Raw genomic sequence first — 18219 nt, 5'->3', positions numbered from 1 at the left:
CCGGCTCCCTTTCTCCCGGCCAAGGTGCGGAAGGCCCCGGTTTTGTACACGTAACCAGAGGGCAGGATCATGCTGCGCAACTATCTCGTCACCGGCTTCCGCGCGCTGACCAAGAACCGCGCCTACGCCGCGATCAACATCGTCGGGCTCGCCATCGGCATGGCGGCGTGCCTGATGATCCTGCTCTACGTCCGCTACGAGACCAGCTTCGACAGCTTCATCCCCGGCGTCGAGCATGCCTATCAGTTCCAGGACAAGGCGGTCGAGGTGCAGGGCGATCTCGCCAACGATTCGCAGAATTCGCCTTATGCGGCGATGCCGGCGCTGCGGAAGGATTTTCCGGAGATCGACAAGCTCGCCTACATGACGATCGGGCGGCCGGTGATCCTGAAGGACGGGCAGCCGGTGTTCGATCTGATGGCCGCCGCCTCGCCGCAATTCTTCGAGATCTTCCGCCTGCCCTTCATCCACGGCGATCCGAAAACCGCGCTGCGCGATCCCGGCTCGATCGCGATGTCGCAGACGGCAGCGCGGAAGTATTTCGGCACCGACGATGCGGTCGGCCGCACGCTGCAAATCATCGAGCAGGGCAAGACCAGCACCCTGCGCGTGTCCGCCGTGTTCCAGGATCTGCCGCGCAATTCGCACCAGGAATTCACGATGGTGCGGATGTTCGATCCCGACACCTATTTCGGCGAAGACAAGGGCGCGATCACCAACTGGGGCTGGCATGCCGGCTGGATCTACCTGACGCTGCCGCCGGGAGTCGATCCCAGGGCGATCGAGGCGCGGCTGCCGGCATGGCAGGAACGCAACGTGCCGAAGGACAATATCGGCGGCGAACTGCGCCGGCAGGACGACAATTTCGTCTACCGGCTCCAGCCGCTGACCGGCGTCCACCTCGGCAAGGTGCAGGAGGGCGCAGCCTCGCCGGGCAATGATCGCACCACGATCGTCACCTTCGCGACCGTCGCCCTGCTGGTGCTGGGCATGGCGTGCGTCAATTTTACCAACCTCGCCACCGCGCGCGGCAGCCAGCGCGCGCGCGAGGTCGCCTTGCGCAAGGTGCTGGGCGCGACCCGCGCGCAGATCATCGCGCAATTCCTGACCGAGGCGGTGCTGGTGGCGGCGCTGGCGATGATCCTCGCGCTCGCGCTGTCCGAGCTGGCGCTGCCATGGCTGGCGCGCTTTCTCGATGCCGATCTCAAGCTCCATTATATCGGCCATGACGGCGTGCTGCCGCCGGTGATCGCGCTGACGCTGATCGTCGGCATCGCCGCCGGCGCCTATCCTGCCTTCCGCCTGTCGGCGTTCATGCCGGGGCGCGTGCTGAAGGCCAACCGCTCGGCCGCGACCGAGGGCAGCGGCGTGTTGCGCGGCATCCTCGTCGTCGGGCAGTTCGCGGTGTCGATCGCGCTGATCGTCTGCACGCTCGTCATCTATGGGCAGACGGTCTACGCCAAGCATGTCGATCCCGGCTTCCACCGCGACGGCCTGCTGCAGATCGCGAACATGCAGCGGACGCAGGTGCGGCCGCTCGCCAAGACGCTGGAGGACGCAATCCGTCGCGTGCCCGGCGTCGTCGCCGCCGCGCAGACGATGATCGGCGTGGAGAGCGACAATCGCTCGAACAATTCGGTGCTGCTGCCGGGGCAGGCGCACTCGTTCAATATCGGCAATTATGCAGTCGAGCCCGGCTTCTTCGAGACGGTCGGGCTGCCGCTGCTGGCCGGGCGCACCTTCTCGGAGCGGATCGCGCTCGACGACGGCAGCCTCACCTCGCACACCGACGACGCCTCGCAGCAGGCGATGGTCGCGCGCGGCGTCAACGTCGTCGTCAACCGCTCGGCGGTGAAGCGGCTCGGCTTCGCCTCGCCCGCCGACGCGATCGGCAAGCAGATCGGCATGTCGCTGGTCGACAGCAAGTTCGGGCTGGTCCAGTCGACCATCGTCGGCGTGGTTGGCGACGCGCGCTGGCGCTCGGTCCACGAGCCGGTCGAACCGATCGTCTATTATCAGGATCTCAACCGCTACACCTATCTCGAGGTGCGCTACGCCACCGGCAATCCGGCGGCGGTGCGCGACGCGATCGAGCATGTGTGGCGCCAGCTGGTGCCGCAGGTGCCCTTCACCGCCGATTTCGGCGATGCCCGCGCCGCGCGCCAATATAAGGCCGACGATGCGCGCGCGGTGCTGTTCGCCGCCTTCGCGATGCTGTCGGTGATCGTCGGCTGCCTCGGCCTGTTCGGTCTTGCCGCCTTCACCGCCGAGCGGCGCACCAAGGAGATCGGCATCCGCAAGGTGCTGGGCGCACGCACGCGCGATATCGTGCGGCTGCTGGTGTGGCAGTTCACGCGGCCGGTGCTGATCGCCAACCTGATCGCATGGCCCGCCGCCTGGTGGCTGATGCGCGACTGGCTCAACCGGTTCGATGCGCGGATCACGCTGGGGCCGTCGCCCTTCCTGCTGGCGGGCGGGCTCGCGCTGGTGATCGCGGTGGTGACGATCGGCGGACACGCGCTGCGGGTGGCGCGCGCCAACCCGATCCACGCGCTCCGCTACGAATGAGCCGGCGTCAGGACGCCAGCGGCAGCGGCTCGTCCGCCTCCAGCGCGGAGGCGAGCGTGGTGCGCTCCAGCACCTCCGCCACGCCGTCGCGGGCGTGGCGGAGCACCCGCCGCAGCGTGCAGGTGGCGACGTCGCAATCGGGGCAGGGGCGATAGAAATTGACGCTGGCGCACGGGAACAGCGCGAGCGGGCCCTCGCTCGCGCGGATGATGCGCGCGAAGCTGATCTGGTCGGCGGGCAGCGCGAGGCGATAGCCGCCGAACTTGCCGCGCGTGCTGTCGACCAGCCCCTCGCGCCGCAGATCGTTGAGGATCGCCTCGAGGAACTTGCGCGAGATGCCGCTCGCCTGCGCGATCGTTCCGATCGACACGGGCAGGCCCTGCTCGGTTCCGGCGAGGTGGAGGAGCGCCTTCAAGGCGTAGCGGCTGCGTTGCGACAACATGGAGCAGGCGCTCTTATTGCAGCCGGCGGCGCGATGCCACCTTCACCCGCTTTGGTGGCATCGTCAGGAGGATTTTAACACCGTTTAAGCCCAATTTGGCGCACTTAAACTCATGTTAACCTTTCGCCCGCATAGAGGGGGTGTTAACCAAGCATCTTCAGCAATCGGGCATCGTTGCTTCGCTCGGTCGCTCAGCCGGACAGGGACCACCATCATGCGCGTGCTTCTGATCGAGGACGATCCAACCACCGCCCGCAGCATCGAGCTGATGCTCGCGAGCGAGGGCTTCAACGTCTACACGACCGACCTGGGCGAGGAAGGCCTCGATCTGGGCAAGCTGTACGATTACGACCTGATCGCACTCGACCTCAACCTGCCCGACATGACGGGCTATGACGTGTTGAAGAAGCTGCGCACCAGCCGCGTGCAGACGCCGGTGCTGATCCTTTCCGGCATCTCCGAAATGGACGCCAAGGTCCGCGCGCTCGGCTTCGGTGCCGACGATTACGTGACCAAGCCGTTCCACCGCGAGGAACTGGTCGCGCGCATCCATGCGATCGTCCGCCGCTCGAAGGGCCATTCGCAGTCGGTCATCCGCACGGGCAAGCTCTCGGTCAATCTCGACGCCAAGACGGTCGAGGTCGACAGCGCCCGCGTGCATCTGACCGGCAAGGAATATGCGATGCTGGAGCTGCTCTCGCTCCGCAAGGGCACGACGCTCACCAAGGAAATGTTCCTTAACCACCTTTATGGCGGCATGGACGAGCCCGAGCTCAAGATCATCGACGTGTTCATCTGCAAGCTGCGCAAGAAGCTGAGCCTCGCGTGCGGCGGCGAGAACTACATCGAGACGGTGTGGGGCCGCGGCTACGTGCTGCGCGAGCCCAACGAAATGCCGGTCGCCGACGTCGCCTGACCGGCGCGAAGACTTGGTGAATGGAGGGGCGTCGCAGCAATGCGGCGCCCTTTCCCGTTTGATCGCCGGCAGCGAGCCCATGGCGCGGAGCGGATGGTGCGTACGAAGCTGAGCACGTGCGCCAGGAAGGTGCGCTACCCGACCGAGCCCGCGGCGCTCGCGATCGCCCTCGCGGCGAGCGTGCCGCTCAGGCCCTATCGCTGCGACCGTTGCGGCCAATATCATCTGACCAGCCGAACGCGGGGCAAGCGCACGCTGCCGCCGCAAGCGCGCCAAGCTTAGCCGCAGCAACCTGCTGGTTATTCGACGGAAAATCGCAGGACAGCGCGTGATGGCGCGAGCTTTCGTCATCCCGTACCAAAGCTTGCACTCCCGCTCTCGTGGAGTAGATTACCTGCCATAAGCTGGGGGAGAGCGGCCATGTCGCGCGCAACGTTCCTGCTATTCGGCATATTGGCTTATCTGATTTTCTTCGCGACTTTCCTGTACCTTGTCGCTTTCGTTGGCAATTTGCCGTGGGTGCCGCTCACCGTCGATCGCGGCGGCATCGTCGGCGCGGAATGGTCCGCCATCGCGATCGACCTCGTCCTCGTCGCCCTGTTCGGGCTGCAGCACAGCATCATGGCGCGCCCGGCGTTCAAGCGCGCGTGGACCCGGATCGTGCCGGAGCCGATCGAACGCAGCATCTACGTGCTGGCGGCGAGCCTCGTGCTGATCCTGATGTTCCTGCTGTGGCGGCCGATTCCCGGCACGGTCTGGGTGGTCGCCGATCGGCCGGCCGTCGTGGCGATCTGGGGGCTGTTCGGGCTGGGCTGGGGCATCGTGCTGCTGAGCACCTTCCTCATCAGCCATTTCGAGCTGTTCGGGCTCACCCAGGTGTGGGGCCATGCCCGCGGCCGGCCGTCGGTCGCGCCGACGTTCCGGACGCCCTTCTTCTACCGGTTGGTCCGCCATCCGCTCTACAGCGGGTTCATTCTCGCCTTCTTCGCGATCCCGATCATGACCGTCGGCCATGTCCTGCTGGCGGCGGCGATGTTCGTCTACATCCTGATTGCGATCCAGCACGAAGAGCGCGATCTGGTGACGTTGTTCGGCGATCGCTACGTCGATTATCGCGACCGCGTCGGGATGCTCGCGCCGCGCCTGCGGCGATCCCGACGGTAGACCGGCTCCGCGCGATCGAAGCGCGTTCAGTCCAGCGTCACGCGGCCGCGGCCGCGCTTGATCGCGCCGGTGCGCGCCTTGGCGTCCACCCGCCGCGCCTTCGCCGCCTTCGACGGCTTGGTCTTCACCCGCCGTTCGGGGCGGACGAGCGCCGCGGCGACCAGTTCGGCCAGCCGCTCGCGCGCATCGGCGCGGTTGGCCTCGCGCGTGCGGAAGCGGCGCGCGGTGACGAGGATCGATCCGCCCGCCGCCCAGCGCGTGCCCGCCAGCACCTTCAGCCGCGCGAATGCCGCCGGATCGAGCCTGAGCGCATAGACGTCCAGCCGCAGCTGCACCGCCGTCGCCACCTTGTTGACGTTCTGCCCGCCCGGCCCGGTGGCGGCGAGGAAGCGCTCCTCCAGCGCCTCCTCGGGCAATGCGGGTGGATCGTCGGCCATGGCGCATGTCCTGCCCGTTCCGGCATGCGGCGGGAAGGGTGCAACGCTCGCTACTTCAGTTCGTTATGCCTGCGTCACACCTTTTCCTTGTGCGGCGCAGCGTTCGCTTGCAGTCTCCGCTCTGGATCCGTCACCTCGGGAGCCGAATGTCACGCGACGCCTTCGATGAAGTCTGGGGAACGGGCAGCGGCCGCGACGGTCGACCCGGTCTCACCGAACTCGCCACCTGGATCGCGCAGACGCCGCCGGGGGAGCTGGATCGACGCCAGAAGGCGGCCGAGGCCGCGTTCCGCCAGCTCGGCATCACCTTCGCCGTCTATGGCGACGAGGAGAGCGCCGAGCGCATCATCCCGTTCGACATCGTGCCGCGCATCTTCACCCATGCCGAGTGGGAGCGGCTGAAGGAGGGGCTGGTGCAGCGCGTCGAGGCGATCAACGCCTTCCTCGCCGACGTCTATGGCGCGCAGCGGATCATTGCCGACGGCATCGTCCCGGCCGAACTGGTGCTCGCCAATCCGCAGTTTCGCGGCTTTCTCTCCGGGCAGCAGCCGCCACACGGCGTGTTCGCGCACATCTGCGGGATCGATCTGGTCCGCACCGGCGCCGACGACTTCTTCGTGCTGGAGGACAATGCCCGCACCCCCTCCGGCGTCTCCTACATGCTGGAGAATCGCGAGGCGATGGTGCGGCTGTGCCCCGAGCTGTTCCGCCGCTTCAGCGTCTGCCCGGTCGACCGCTATCCCGATCAGCTGCGCGATACATTGCGCTCGGTCGCGCCGCGCGGGCACGGGTCGGAGCCGGTGTGCGTGCTGCTCACCCCCGGCCATTTCAACTCGGCCTTCTACGAACACAGCTTCCTCGCCGATTCGATGGGGATCGAGCTGGTCGAGCCGGCCGATCTCGAGGTGGACGACGACATCGTCTGGATGCGCACGATCGACGGGCGCGTGCGCGTCGACGTGATCTACCGCCGCATCGACGACGATTATATCGATCCGCTGGTGTTCAAGCCCGATTCGCTGCTGGGCGTGCCGGGGCTGATCGCCGCTTATCGCGCGGGCAATGTCGCCCTGGTCAACGCACCCGGCACCGGCATCGCCGACGACAAGGCGATCTACAGCTACATGCCGGAGATCGTGCGCTATTATTCGGGCGGCGAGGCCAAGCTGCCGAACGTCGAGACCTATCGCTGCCGCGAGCCGGGGGCGCTGGCCTATACGCTCGACAATCTCGAGAAGCTGGTGGTCAAATTGGTCGACGGATCGGGCGGCTACGGCATGCTGGTCGGCCCCACCGCCTCGCGCGCGGAGATCGAGAGCTTCCGCGCTGCCTTGATCGCCGAGCCGCAGCGCTACATCGCGCAGCCGACGCTCGCTCTGTCGACCGTGCCGACGCTGACCGCGCAGGGCGTCGCGCCGCGCCACGTCGATTTCCGCCCGTTCGTGCTGACCGGCGCGGAGGGCGTGCACATCGTGCCGGGCGGGCTGACCCGCGTCGCGCTCACCGAGGGTTCGCTGGTGGTCAATTCCAGCCAGGGCGGCGGCACCAAGGACAGCCTGATCCTGAGCCCGCCCGATCAATGGCAGAGCCAAAGCCTGGACGGCCAGATGCAGCGGCAGGGAGGCTGACCGATGCTCAGCCGCACCGCCGCCGCGCTCTACTGGATCGGCCGCTATGTCGAGCGCGCCGAATTCACCGCGCGCCTGGTCGAAGCCACGCTCCGCCTCGATGCGCTTTCGGCGCGCCCGGCAGGGCGGCAGGCGTGGGAGAGCGCGCTGCGCGTCACCGCCTGCGACGACAGCTTCGCCGCGACCGGCCAGCCGGTCGCGCCCGAGCCGGTCTCGGGCTATCTGACGCTCGATCCGGAAAATCCCGGCTCGATCCGCGCCTGCCTCGATTCGGCGCGCGACAACGCCAAGTCGGTGCGCACCGCGCTCACGCGCGATGCGTGGGAGGCGATCAACCGCGCGTGGCTCGGCCTGCGCGGGCTTGCCACCACCGGCGGCTATGCCGAGACGCTCGCGCTGATCGAGATGATCCGTGCCGAGACGCGCGGCTTCGAGGGCGCGCTCCAGCGGATGCTGCGCAACGAGGCCTATGCCTTCATCGGCATGGGCGCGGCGATCGAGCGCGCCGACAACACCGCGCGGCTGATCGACGTCAAATATCACCTGCTGCTGCCGGTCGGCGAAAAGGTCGGCGGGCTGGTCGATCGCGACCAGTGGACCACCATCCTCCACACCGTATCGGCCAACACCGCCTATCGCTGGCTGTATCGCGACGGGCTGAAGCCGTGGCTGGTCGCCGACATGCTGATCCTGCGGCCCGAGCTGCCGCGCAGCCTGGCGGGCGCGACCGAGGAGGTGGCGGCGCACCTCGCCTTCGTCGGCAAGCGGCTGGGGCGGCAGGGCGAGGCCGACCGCATGGCGCGGCGGCGCGTGACGATGCTGTCGCGCACCAAGATCGACTCGGTCTTCGGCCAAGGCCTCCACGAATATCTCGAGGCGTTCGTGGTCGAGAATGCATCGCTCGATCGGGCGATCGCCGAGCAGTTCCGGTTCGCCTGAGCGGGAAAGCGAGGCTGCGATGCGCCTGCATGTCGTCCATCGTACCGAATACCGCTTCAGCGAGCCGCAATCGCGCCTCGTCCAGCTACTGCGGCTCACGCCGGGCAACCATGCCGGCCAATGCGTCGTCGCCTGGACGATCGAGGTCGATCGCGATGCGCGGCTGAAGCCCGCGCGCGACGGCTTCGGCAACGAGACGACGATGCTCTATGTCGACGGGCCGCTCGATCGCATCGCCATCACCGTCGCGGGCGAGGTGCTGACCGACGATCGCGCCGGGATGATCGCCGGCACGCCCGAGACGCTGGCGCCGCCTTTCTATCTCCAGTCGACCCCGCTCACCCGCGCCGACGCCGGCATCGCCGATTTCGTCGCGTCGCTGGAATTGCCGGCCGAGCGGCTGTCGGGCGCGCACCAGCTCGCCGAGTCGCTGCACGAGCGGCTGGTGCTCACCGACATCGGGCCCGCCGTGGACGAGAGCGCGATCGCGCGCTTCGCCGAGGGCAAGGCCGATCCGCGCGGTGCGGCGCACCTGCTGATCGCCGCCGCGCGCAGCGCCGGCTATCCCGCGCGCTACGTCGCCGGGCACCTCTATCGTCCCTACGAGGCCGACGCGCACGCCGCGCACGGCTGGGCCGAGCTCTACGTCGCCGGCTATGGCTGGATCGGCTTCGACGCGCATGAGGGGCGCTGCCCCACCTCCAGCTATGTCCGCGTCGCGGTCGGGCTTGATTATCATCAGGCCGCGCCGATCTCCGGCGCGCGCGTCGGCGGCGGGGGCGAGGCGCTCGCGATCGACATCCACGTCGGCCCGGAACCCGCGCCGCAGGACTGACCGCCCGTTACAGTTCGTTTACGCGCCGCTAAGATCGATCCGATACGAATTCATTATGGATCAGCCGCCGCGCCGTCCCGACCGACTGATCTGGATCCAGCTGGCTGGCGTGGCGGCGGCGTTCGCGTTGCTCGCCGCTTTGCCGCCTGCGCACGGTCCGATCCTGCTGGTGCCGGTCAAGGCCGGTGCGCGCGGGCAAATGGTGCCGCTGGCGCTCGCCGCCGGCGCGCGCATCCTCGCGCCGGGGCGGCTGCCCGCATCGATCACCGTCTATGGCGAACGCGCGCGGCTCGCCGGGCCGATGCTCGCCGCAGGCGTGCTGATCCTCCCCGCGGTGTTGCCGTGCGGGGCGACGGCGGCATGATCGTCGATCCGCTCGCCGCCTTGCGGATGCAGGGCATGCGCATCCTCGTGCTTGCCGCGTGGCTGTGCCTCGCCACCCTGATCCTGATCGCCGGCGTCCGCCATGGCGCGGACGGCGCCACCCCGATCGCGCTCGGCTTCGCCGCCAATCTGCTGCCCACCTGGCTGGTCTTCCGCCGCCGCCGTTTCGACGCGCCCGCGCGGATGGTGGTTGGGACGCTCGCGGCGATCCATCCCGCGCTCGGCGTCTATCTGCTCGCCGGTCATGCCTGGCAGATGGACGCGCACATGTATTTCTTCGTCGCGCTGGCGGGGCTGACCCTGCTGGTCGATTGGAAGCCGATCGTGCTCGCCTCGGGGCTGATCGCGGTGCACCATCTGTTGCTTGAGCTGGTCGCGCCCGGCTGGGTCTTTGCCAGCGGCGACAATCTGCTGCGCGTCGGCATCCACGCAATCGCAGTGGTGCTGCAATGCGCGGTGCTGAGCTATCTGGCGGTGCAGATGCGCGCGCTGCTGCTGCATCAGGCGGCGGCGCAGGACCGCAGTGCCGGGCAGGCCGACGCTGCGCTGGCGGCGCGTGACGAGATCGCCCAGGCGTTGCGCGCCGCGGGCGAGGCCGAGGCGCGCGCCGATGCCGAGCGACGCGAGCGCGAGCGGCTGGAGCGCATGTCGGCCGACCTGCGCCGCGCCGAGATGCTCGCGCTCGCCGACGGCTTCCAGGCGTCGGTGGCCGAGATCGTCGGCGCGGTCAGCGCCGCGTCGGTCGAGCTCGACGGCTCGGCGCGCGCGCTCAATGCGCTTGCCAGCGCGGCCAGCCGCCAGTCGTCCGATACCGCCGCCGGCGCGGCGCGGGCTTCGCTCGGCGCGGGCCAGCTCGCCGAGCGGATCCACGATCTGTCGCATTCGATCGGGACGATCGCCTCGGGTGCCGATCGTCAGGCCGCGCTCAGCGACGATGCGCGCGGCATCTCCACCGCCGGTCACGCCGCGGTCGCCGAACTGGCGGAGCGCACCGCCACAATCACCGGCTTCGCCGACTCGATCCAGCGGATCGCCGCGCGCACCAACCTGCTCGCGCTCAACGCCACGATCGAGGCGGCGCGCGCCGGCGAGGCGGGTCTCGGCTTTGCGGTGGTGGCGCACGAGGTGAAGCAGCTCGCGGGGCAGGCGGCCGGCGCCACCGGCGAGATCCGCTCGCTCGCCGGATCGGTCCGGCAGGATGCCGACGTGGCGCACGGCGCGCTGGCGCGCATCGCCGGCACCGTCGCCGAGCTCGCGCATGCCGCGCAGGCGATCCGCGCCACCGTGGGCGACCAGCGTGGCACCGCGAGCGCGATCGAGGAGGCGGCGCGCGCCGCCGCCACCGGCGCGCGGGCGACGGCGGCGCAGATGGACGAGATCGCCCGCGTCGCGCGCGATACCGAGTCCCTGTCGGAGCGCGTGGCCGGCGCGGCGAGCGGCCTGTCCAGCACCGCCGGCACGCTGCGCGCCGCGACCGAGCGCTTCGTCGCCGGGCTGGCCGCCGCCTGAGCCATGCGCGGGCGCATCGCCCTTCCCCCACCCCCACCCCCTTGCTAAGGGCACGCCACTTCGCATTTGCACAGTAAGGGACTTTGCCCATGACCGCTGTCGGCCAGGATACGCTCGGCACCCGCACCACGCTCACCGTCGGCGCGCGGTCGCTCGCTTATTACTCGCTGCCCAAGGCGGCCGAGACGCTGGGCGACATCAGCCGCCTGCCCTTCTCGATGAAGGTGCTGCTCGAGAATCTGCTCCGCTTCGAGGACGGCACGACGGTCACGGTCGACGATCTCAAGGCGATGATCCAGTGGCTGACCGATCGCACGTCGGAGCGCGAGATCCAGTATCGCCCGGCGCGCGTGCTGATGCAGGATTTCACCGGCGTGCCCTGCGTGGTCGATCTGGCGGCGATGCGCGACGCGATGGGCGCGCTCGGCGGCGACGCGCAGAAGATCAATCCTTTGGTCCCCGTCCACCTCGTCATCGATCACTCGGTGATGGTGGACGAGTTCGGCAGCCCGCAGGCCTTCACCGACAATGTCGAGATCGAATATCAGCGCAACATGGAGCGCTATGAGTTCCTGCGCTGGGGCTCCAAGGCGCTCGACAATTTCAAGGTGGTGCCGCCGGGCACCGGCATCTGCCACCAGGTGAATCTCGAGCATCTCGCGCAGACCGTCTGGGTGTCGAAGGGCGCCGACGGGCTCGAGGTCGCCTATCCCGACACGTGCGTCGGCACCGACAGCCACACGACGATGGTCAACGGCCTCGGCGTGCTCGGCTGGGGCGTCGGCGGGATCGAGGCCGAGGCGGCGATGCTCGGCCAGCCGGTCTCGATGCTGATCCCCGAGGTCGTCGGCTTCAAGCTGACCGGCACGCTCGCCGAGGGTATCACCGCCACCGATCTGGTGCTGACGGTCACGCAGATGCTGCGCCAGAAGGGCGTGGTCGGCCGCTTCGTCGAATTTTACGGCGTCGGGCTCGACGCGCTCAGCCTCGCCGATCGCGCGACCATCGCCAACATGGCGCCCGAATATGGCGCGACCTGCGGCTTCTTCCCGGTCGATCAGGCGACGATCAACTATCTGCGCCTCACCGGCCGCGACGAGACGCACATCGACCTGGTCGAGGCCTATGCCAAGGCGCAGGGCCTGTGGCGCGACGCCAACCTGCCCGATCCGGTCTTCACCGACAGCCTCGCGCTCGACATGAGCACGGTGCAGCCGAGCCTCGCCGGCCCGAAGCGCCCGCAGGACAAGGTGCTGCTGTCCAACGTCGACGACAATTTCAACACCGAGCTGGTCAAGGGCTACAAGAAGACCGGCGAGTCCGACACGCGCAAGGGCGTCGACGGCACCGATTATGACGTCGGCCATGGCGATGTCGTCATCGCCGCGATCACCAGCTGCACCAACACCTCCAACCCCAACGTGCTGGTCGCCGCCGGCCTCGTCGCCCGCAAGGCGCGCGCGCTCGGCCTCAAGCCAAAGCCGTGGGTCAAGACCTCGCTCTCGCCGGGCAGCCAGGTCGTCACCGATTATCTCGATCGCGCCAAGCTGACCGAGGATCTCGACGCGATCGGCTTCAACCTCACCGGCTATGGCTGCATGACCTGCATCGGCAATTCGGGCCCGCTGCCCGCGCCGATCAGCAAGGCGATCAACGAGAATGATCTCGTCGCCGCCTCGGTCCTGTCGGGCAACCGCAACTTCGAGGGTCGCGTCTCGCCCGACGTGCGCGCCAACTTCCTCGCCTCGCCGCCCCTGGTCGTCGCCTATGCGCTCAAGGGCACGGTGCGCGAGGACATCACCACCACGCCGATCGGCATTTCCGACGACGGCAAGCCGGTGATGCTCAAGGACATCTGGCCGACCAACCACGAGATCACCGACATCATCACCTCGGTGATCGACAGCGAGATGTACCGCACCCGCTACGCCAACGTGTTCGAGGGCGATCGCAAGTGGCGCGGCATCACGATCGAGGGGTCGGACACCTATACGTGGAACCCGTCTTCCACCTACGTCCAGAACCCGCCTTACTTCGAGGGCATGGGGATGACCCCGGCGCCGACCACCGACATCGTCGATGCGCGGCCGCTCGCCATCCTCGGCGACTCGATCACGACCGACCACATCTCGCCGGCCGGCTCGATCAAGGCCGACAGCCCGGCGGGCCGCTACCTGCTGGCGCATGGCGTCACCAAGACCGACTTCAACAGCTACGGCGCGCGCCGCGGCAACCACGAAGTGATGATGCGCGGCACCTTCGCCAACATCCGCATCAAGAACGAGATGGTGCCGGGGATCGAGGGCGGCATGACCAAGTACGTGCCGTCGGGCGAGGTGCTGGCGATCTACGACGCCGCGCAGAAGTATAAGGCCGACGGCACCGCGCTCGTCGTCGTCGCTGGCAAGGAATATGGCACCGGCTCGTCGCGCGACTGGGCGGCGAAGGGCACCACCCTGCTCGGCGTGCGCGCGGTGATCGCCGAGAGCTTCGAGCGCATCCACCGCTCGAACCTCGTCGGCATGGGCGTGCTGCCCCTGCAATTCCCCGAGGGCATCGATCGCAAGACGCTGCAGCTCGACGGCAGCGAGCGCTTCTCGATCGAGGGCGTCGCCAGCCTGCGCCCCCGCCAGATGGTGACGGTGACGCTCACCCGCGCCGACGGCACCAGCGAGACGTTCGAGGCGCGCTGCCGCATCGATACGGTCAACGAGCTCGATTACTTCCGCAACGGCGGCATCCTGCCCTACGTGCTGCGCAAGCTCGCTGCCTGATCGCCGCGCATCATCGCTGAACACGGGAAGGGCCGGCGCTGCGAAGCGACCGGCCCTTTTTGTAGCATCTATCTGCGGAGCAGCCCGCGGCCTGCGCCGCGCCTGCCGTTCAGGCGTCCACGGTCTCGCGATAACGCGGCGCCACGTCGCGGCGCGACAGGAACGGCCCCATTGCCAGCCGGCTTTGCAGCAGCGCGTTCCACTGGCCTTCGTCCGCCAGCGGCGGGATCGTCACGATTTCCCGACGATCGAACCCGAGCAATGCGGCGTCGACCAGATCGTCCACCTCCATCACCCAATCGGGCGGCAGCAAAGTATCGATGTTCTTGCCGGACCGCGCCCAGATCTCGGTCCGCGTCGCGCCCGGCATCACCGCCTGGGTGTAGACGCCCTTGTCGGCGAGCGTCGCCGACATCGACTGGCTGAGGTTGAGCATATAGGCCTTGGTGCCGCTGTAGATGCCGTCGAACCGCTCTGGGGCGAGCGCGAGCACCGAGGCGATGTTGACGATCGCGCCCCGGCCGCGCGCGACGAACGCCTTGGCGGCGGCCCCGGCGAGCCGGGTGGTCGCGGTGATGTTCAGCGCGATGATGCGCTCATAGTCGGCCACCCCGTTTTCGGTGAGGCCGCCGTTCAGCGACATGCCGGCATTGTTGATCAGCAGACCGATCGACGGATCGCTCTCGAACCGCCGTTCGACGCGGGCGACGTCGGCCGGATCGGTGAGGTCGGCGCGGAGCAGTTCGACGGTGCGTCCGGTTTCGCTCCTCAGCCGATCGGATATGCTCGCAAGGCGCGCTTCATCCCGCGCGACGAGAATGAGATCGTGGCCGCGTCGGGCGAGCCGATCGGCATAGACCCCGCCGATGCCGGAGGAAGCACCGGTGATGAGCGCCGTGCCGGTAATGTCGTCGTGCATGTTCAATCTCCTTGCGGCTCGCTCCACGAGTCGATTGCATATTGATAGTGTCGTCACTATCATTGTGCAATGGACAGCGAAAAACATGCACAGGGGCCCTGCCCGATCGGCCGTGCGCTCAGCCTCGTCGGCGATGCGTGGAGCATGATGATCCTGCGCGACGCCGGCTATGGCCGGACACGCTTCGATCAGTTTCGGACCGGGCTGGGCATCGCGCCCAACATCCTGACCCGCCGCCTGGCGGCGTTGACCGACGCGGGCCTGCTCGAGCGGCGGCGCTACAGCGAGCGGCCCCCGCGCGACGAATATGTGATTACGGCGCGCGGGCGCGACTTCCTGCCGATCCTGCTGGCCATCGGCGCGTGGGGCCGGCAGCATTGCGGCGATGGCCCGCTCAGCCGCACGGTGGATGCCTCGACCGGCGCGCCAATCGAGGCCGTGGTCGTGGATCGCGCCACCGGCCGCCCAATCTCGGAGATTGCGGTGAAGGTGCTGGTGCCCACGGCCGGCTGAGCCCGCCGGGCTCCGGGCAGCGCCTCGCCGCCCCGCACACGGGACATGCGAAAAGGGCCGGCCCCGCTGGGGGGCCGGCCCTCTGTCCGTATCGCGTATCGCGGCCGATCAGGCGGCGGCGAGGGTCCGGCGGCGGCTGCGCATGCCCGCGCCCACCGCGCCGAAGCCGACGATCATCATCGCCCAGCTGGCCGGCTCGGGAGCCGGGGAAGAGATCGGCGCCGGCGAGACGCTGATGCCCGACAGCTTGAAGGCGTCGTTGCTCTGGTTGAAGGCGGCCGAGACCAGCCACACCGAGGCGAGGCCGGTGTCGCTCAGCGCGGTCGTGCTGGCGCTCTTGCCGCCCGCGAGCGACGTGAAGGTCGACTCGTCGAGCACATACTTGGTCAGGTCGATCGACGCGCTCGACGACGGGCTGCCGAGCAGGTTGCCGATGTCGCCCCAGTAAGCGGCGTCGCTGTCACAGCAGGTCGCGCCGCTGATCGAATAGACGTTGCGGCTGATGCTGTTGAGCGAGACGTCCTGGCTGAACTGCAGCATCAGGAAATCGGCGCCACCGCCGACATTGTCGATCTGGTGGGTGCCGTTCGAATCCTTGTCGGTGCCGTAGAGGTCGCCGAGGCCGGCGCCCTGGTAGACGCCCAGCGTGGCGGCGGAGATCGAGTCGACCGAGTTCGCGCTCGTGTTGCTGTCATTGGCGTGCCAGGCGGTGACCTTTACGGTCAGGCCGTCGACCGTGAACGTGTTGCCGGAGCTGTACTTGGTGAAGTCGAAGCTCGTGGCGGATGCCGCCGACGGCGTAAGCGCCGCAACCGCGGCCAGACCCAGCGCAAGCGCGCCACTCAACAAACGATTCATGGGGTTACCCTTCAGCAACTGAACACGCCGCCCCGATGCGACAGCCGAAGCACTATGGGCATGCTGCACGTGCGGCAAGATGGGTAGCGGTTCGTTAACCTCCTTTTACAGATTATTAACCATGTTTGATGGTTAACAGGCCGGAAATTGATGCGGATTTTCAGCAGCGTAGCCGCTTCGGCCCTTTCACTGAGGGGATGCGGCCTCGCTCAGCGCGAATCGCAGCCATTCGGGCCGCACCAGCGATTCCTCAAATTGCAGAGACTCGATGCGGCGGTGCACGACCGCACGTGCGAGATCGGGATACCAGATGCGCGCCGCCTCGCCCGGATCGGCGTCGGCGCGGATCACCACCAGCCTGCGGTTGACTTTCTGCCGCCAGTTCATCCGCGCGGTATTCTCCTGGCCGACATAACAGCCCTTGGTGAAGCTCACCCCATTGAGCTCGGCGGCGTTCGCTTCCAGCCACAACGTCTTGTCCGATCCGAGTTCGGCCACGCCCTCGGTCACGCCGAGGCCGAGCCGGTGCGCGCGCCAGCCGGTCGCCGCTTCGCCCGGCGCGGCGATCCAGCGCCGGCCGAGCGCGGGCAGGCGCGGATCGGGCACGCCCGCATCGCCCGCCGGCGCCCAGTGCACCGCCAGCGCGGCGTCGCGCGCGATCGTGATCGCGCGGCGCAGGCGATAGAGCGTCAGGCGCCGGGCGAGCGCGTCGAACTGGCTCTCCTCGCAATCCAGCAGCAGATCGTCGCCGTCGGCCCAGACGATGAAATCGAACAGCGCCTTGCCCTGCGCGGTCAGCAATCCCGCCCATACCGGCAACGCGCCGGTCACGTCGTTCGTTACGAGCCCCTGGAGGAAGCCGCGCACATCCTCGCCGGACAGACGAACAAGTGCGCGATCGGTGAGGGTGGTGGCGTCCATGCCCGCGAGGTAGGGACGCACACGCGCCACGCCAACGGAGAAACGCGATGCCGACTTACGACCTCCTCCTCGTCAACGGCACGGTGTGGACGCCGGGCGGCCCCGCCGAAACCTCGGTCGGCGTGCGCGACGGCCGCATCGTCGCGATCGGCGAGCCCGGCGATGCCGGCGAGACGATCGATTGCGCCGGGCTGACGGTGCTGCCGGGCGTGATCGACAGCCAGGTCCATTTCCGCGAGCCGGGGCTGGAGGCGAAGGAGGATCTGGAGAGCGGCAGCCGCGCCGCCGTGCTGGGCGGCGTCACCGCCGTGTTCGAGATGCCGAACACCAAGCCCAACACCGATTCGGCCGCGGCGATCGCCGACAAGCTCGCGCGGGCGCGCGATCGGATGTGGTGCGACCATGCTTTCTATGTCGGCGCGACCTCGGCCAATGCCGACCAGCTCGCCGAGCTGGAGCGGCTGCCGGGCACCGCCGGGGTCAAGATCTTCATGGGCGCCTCGACCGGCGACCTGCTGGTGTCGGAAGACAGCGAGCTCGCGCGCGTGCTCGCCTCGGGCCGCCGCCGGGTCGCGATCCATGCCGAGGACGAGCCGCGCATGCAGGCGCGGCTGAACGAGCGCGTCGCGGGCGATCCGTCGTCGCATCCGGTGTGGCGCGACGACGAGAGCGCGATGCTGGCGACGCGGCGCATCCTCGCGCTGGCGCGCGCGGCGCGGCGGCCGATCCACATTCTCCACGTCACTACGCCCGCCGAGCTGGAATATATCGCGCAGAACAAGGACATCGCCACCTGCGAGGTGACGCCGCAGCACCTGACGCTCGCCGGCGAGGACGCCTATCCCCGCCTCGGCAGCTATGCGCAGATGAACCCGCCGATCCGTTCGGGCGCGCATCGCGACGGGCTGTGGCACTGGCTCAACCAGGGCGTGCCCGACGTGCTCGGCTCCGATCACGCGCCGCATACCAAGGAGGAGAAGGCCAAGGCCTATCCCGACAGCCCGAGCGGCATGCCCGGCGTGCAGACCTTGCTGCCCCTGCTGCTCGATCATGTCGCCAATGGCCGCACCACGCTGCAGCGGCTGGTCGAGCTGACCTCGGCCGGGCCGCAGCGCGTATTCGGGCTCACCGCGCGCGGGCGGATCGCCGCCGGCTATTCGGCCGACTTCACCGTGGTCGATCTCAAGGCGCGCTGGACGATCGAGGAAAGCTGGCTCGCCTCGCGCTGCGGCTGGTCGCCCTTCACCGGCATGAAGCTGACCGGCCGGCCGATCGGCACGATCATCCGCGGCCGCCGCGTGATGTGGGAGGGCCAGCTCGCCGCCGCCGCGCACGGCCGTCCGCTCCGCTTCGACAGCGCCGACTGGTCCGAATGAGGGTGAGGCGTGACGCGCGCGCGCACCGCCGCTATG

The 18219-nt window shown here is 68.5% G+C and carries 17 protein-coding genes; 12 read left to right on the top strand and 5 right to left on the bottom strand.

The annotated features are described in order from the left end of the window. Positions 1-69 precede the first annotated feature (69 nt). Positions 70-2568 (top strand): ABC transporter permease, encoded by a 2499-nt coding sequence (locus K8P63_RS00240; protein WP_223797894.1) that lies wholly within the window; start codon positions 70-72, stop codon positions 2566-2568. A 7-nt stretch (positions 2569-2575) separates the two neighbouring features. Here the strand turns inward: K8P63_RS00240 and K8P63_RS00235 are convergent, their stop codons facing one another. Then, positions 2576-3010, bottom strand: coding sequence for an RrF2 family transcriptional regulator (locus K8P63_RS00235; protein ID WP_223797893.1), 435 nt, complete (start codon positions 3008-3010; stop codon positions 2576-2578). A 214-nt stretch (positions 3011-3224) separates the two neighbouring features. On the opposite strand from K8P63_RS00235, the gene ctrA reads away from it, so the two are divergent. The 3 genes from ctrA to mddA all read left to right on the top strand — a co-directional run bounded on the left by ctrA (position 3225) and on the right by mddA (position 5090). Next, complete coding sequence (gene ctrA, locus K8P63_RS00230; protein WP_223797892.1) at positions 3225-3926, top strand: response regulator transcription factor CtrA; 702 nt, start codon at positions 3225-3227, stop codon at positions 3924-3926. 93 nt (positions 3927-4019) lie between these two features. After that, positions 4020-4208, top strand: a complete 189-nt coding sequence (locus tag K8P63_RS00225) for a hypothetical protein (protein WP_223797891.1) — start codon at positions 4020-4022, stop codon at positions 4206-4208. A 138-nt stretch (positions 4209-4346) separates the two neighbouring features. Continuing rightward, entirely contained in the window at positions 4347-5090 is a 744-nt protein-coding gene (mddA, locus tag K8P63_RS00220) for a methanethiol S-methyltransferase (protein ID WP_223797890.1), read from the top strand. A 26-nt stretch (positions 5091-5116) separates the two neighbouring features. Here the strand turns inward: mddA and arfB are convergent, their stop codons facing one another. Beyond that, positions 5117-5527 (bottom strand): alternative ribosome rescue aminoacyl-tRNA hydrolase ArfB, encoded by a 411-nt coding sequence (gene arfB / locus K8P63_RS00215; protein ID WP_223797889.1) that lies wholly within the window; start codon positions 5525-5527, stop codon positions 5117-5119. Between the two features lie 146 nt (positions 5528-5673). Between arfB and K8P63_RS00210 the strand changes: the two genes are divergently transcribed. The 6 genes from K8P63_RS00210 (at position 5674) to acnA (ending at position 13596) form a co-directional block, all read left to right on the top strand. Continuing rightward, a complete protein-coding gene (locus tag K8P63_RS00210) occupies positions 5674-7155 on the top strand; it encodes a circularly permuted type 2 ATP-grasp protein (protein WP_223797888.1) in 1482 nt (493 codons plus the stop codon). Positions 7156-7158: 3 nt separating this feature from the next. Next, complete coding sequence (locus K8P63_RS00205; RefSeq protein WP_223797887.1) at positions 7159-8094, top strand: alpha-E domain-containing protein; 936 nt, start codon at positions 7159-7161, stop codon at positions 8092-8094. Positions 8095-8113: 19 nt separating this feature from the next. After that, positions 8114-8929: a transglutaminase family protein gene (locus K8P63_RS00200; RefSeq protein ID WP_223797886.1), complete on the top strand. Its 816-nt coding sequence runs from the start codon at positions 8114-8116 to the stop codon at positions 8927-8929. Positions 8930-8984: 55 nt separating this feature from the next. Further along, a complete protein-coding gene (locus K8P63_RS00195) occupies positions 8985-9293 on the top strand; it encodes a hypothetical protein (protein ID WP_223797885.1) in 309 nt (102 codons plus the stop codon). Then, the gene (locus K8P63_RS00190) at positions 9290-10822 is read left to right on the top strand and encodes a methyl-accepting chemotaxis protein (protein ID WP_223797884.1); all 1533 of its coding nucleotides are present in this window, start codon (positions 9290-9292) and stop codon (positions 10820-10822) included. The genes K8P63_RS00195 and K8P63_RS00190 overlap by 4 nt, the downstream gene beginning before the upstream one ends. Before the next feature lie 89 nt (positions 10823-10911). Then, positions 10912-13596 carry an aconitate hydratase AcnA gene (gene acnA / locus K8P63_RS00185; protein WP_223797883.1) on the top strand — a complete coding sequence of 895 codons (2685 nt, stop codon included), beginning with the start codon at positions 10912-10914 and terminating at the stop codon, positions 13594-13596. Between the two features lie 109 nt (positions 13597-13705). On the opposite strand, the gene K8P63_RS00180 is transcribed toward acnA, so the two are convergent. Continuing rightward, entirely contained in the window at positions 13706-14515 is an 810-nt protein-coding gene (locus tag K8P63_RS00180; protein ID WP_223797882.1) for an SDR family NAD(P)-dependent oxidoreductase, read from the bottom strand. A 69-nt stretch (positions 14516-14584) separates the two neighbouring features. On the opposite strand from K8P63_RS00180, the gene K8P63_RS00175 reads away from it, so the two are divergent. Next, positions 14585-15028, top strand: coding sequence for a winged helix-turn-helix transcriptional regulator (locus tag K8P63_RS00175; protein WP_223797881.1), 444 nt, complete (start codon positions 14585-14587; stop codon positions 15026-15028). Between the two features lie 108 nt (positions 15029-15136). On the opposite strand, the gene K8P63_RS00170 is transcribed toward K8P63_RS00175, so the two are convergent. Both K8P63_RS00170 and ygfZ read right to left on the bottom strand, forming a co-directional pair. Beyond that, complete coding sequence (locus K8P63_RS00170) at positions 15137-15886, bottom strand: PEPxxWA-CTERM sorting domain-containing protein (protein ID WP_223797880.1); 750 nt, start codon at positions 15884-15886, stop codon at positions 15137-15139. 186 nt (positions 15887-16072) lie between these two features. After that, positions 16073-16807 (bottom strand): CAF17-like 4Fe-4S cluster assembly/insertion protein YgfZ, encoded by a 735-nt coding sequence (ygfZ, locus tag K8P63_RS00165; protein ID WP_223799904.1) that lies wholly within the window; start codon positions 16805-16807, stop codon positions 16073-16075. 47 nt (positions 16808-16854) lie between these two features. Between ygfZ and K8P63_RS00160 the strand changes: the two genes are divergently transcribed. Continuing rightward, on the top strand, positions 16855-18183 hold the full coding sequence (locus tag K8P63_RS00160) for a dihydroorotase (protein WP_223797879.1): 1329 nt from the start codon (positions 16855-16857) through the stop codon (positions 18181-18183). Positions 18184-18219: the final 36 nt, after the last annotated feature.

It is taken from the genome of Sphingomonas nostoxanthinifaciens (assembly GCF_019930585.1).
Classification (GTDB): domain Bacteria; phylum Pseudomonadota; class Alphaproteobacteria; order Sphingomonadales; family Sphingomonadaceae; genus Sphingomonas_I; species Sphingomonas_I nostoxanthinifaciens.
Note: the sequence above shows the minus strand (reverse complement) of the source record. Positions and strands in the feature narration are given on the sequence as shown.

Coding starts and splice junctions, on each gene's coding strand:
- K8P63_RS00170 (WP_223797880.1), bottom strand. CDS start 15,886: ATGAATCGTTTGTTGAGTGGCGCGCTTGCGCTGGGTCTGGCCGCGGTT.
- K8P63_RS00235 (WP_223797893.1), bottom strand. CDS start 3,010: ATGTTGTCGCAACGCAGCCGCTACGCCTTGAAGGCGCTCCTCCACCTC.
- K8P63_RS00240 (WP_223797894.1), top strand. CDS start 70: ATGCTGCGCAACTATCTCGTCACCGGCTTCCGCGCGCTGACCAAGAAC.
- ctrA (WP_223797892.1), top strand. CDS start 3,225: ATGCGCGTGCTTCTGATCGAGGACGATCCAACCACCGCCCGCAGCATC.
- acnA (WP_223797883.1), top strand. CDS start 10,912: ATGACCGCTGTCGGCCAGGATACGCTCGGCACCCGCACCACGCTCACC.
- K8P63_RS00225 (WP_223797891.1), top strand. CDS start 4,020: ATGGTGCGTACGAAGCTGAGCACGTGCGCCAGGAAGGTGCGCTACCCG.
- ygfZ (WP_223799904.1), bottom strand. CDS start 16,807: ATGGACGCCACCACCCTCACCGATCGCGCACTTGTTCGTCTGTCCGGC.
- K8P63_RS00190 (WP_223797884.1), top strand. CDS start 9,290: ATGATCGTCGATCCGCTCGCCGCCTTGCGGATGCAGGGCATGCGCATC.
- K8P63_RS00160 (WP_223797879.1), top strand. CDS start 16,855: ATGCCGACTTACGACCTCCTCCTCGTCAACGGCACGGTGTGGACGCCG.
- K8P63_RS00205 (WP_223797887.1), top strand. CDS start 7,159: ATGCTCAGCCGCACCGCCGCCGCGCTCTACTGGATCGGCCGCTATGTC.
- K8P63_RS00180 (WP_223797882.1), bottom strand. CDS start 14,515: ATGCACGACGACATTACCGGCACGGCGCTCATCACCGGTGCTTCCTCC.
- K8P63_RS00175 (WP_223797881.1), top strand. CDS start 14,585: ATGGACAGCGAAAAACATGCACAGGGGCCCTGCCCGATCGGCCGTGCG.
- K8P63_RS00210 (WP_223797888.1), top strand. CDS start 5,674: ATGTCACGCGACGCCTTCGATGAAGTCTGGGGAACGGGCAGCGGCCGC.
- mddA (WP_223797890.1), top strand. CDS start 4,347: ATGTCGCGCGCAACGTTCCTGCTATTCGGCATATTGGCTTATCTGATT.
- arfB (WP_223797889.1), bottom strand. CDS start 5,527: ATGGCCGACGATCCACCCGCATTGCCCGAGGAGGCGCTGGAGGAGCGC.
- K8P63_RS00200 (WP_223797886.1), top strand. CDS start 8,114: ATGCGCCTGCATGTCGTCCATCGTACCGAATACCGCTTCAGCGAGCCG.
- K8P63_RS00195 (WP_223797885.1), top strand. CDS start 8,985: ATGGATCAGCCGCCGCGCCGTCCCGACCGACTGATCTGGATCCAGCTG.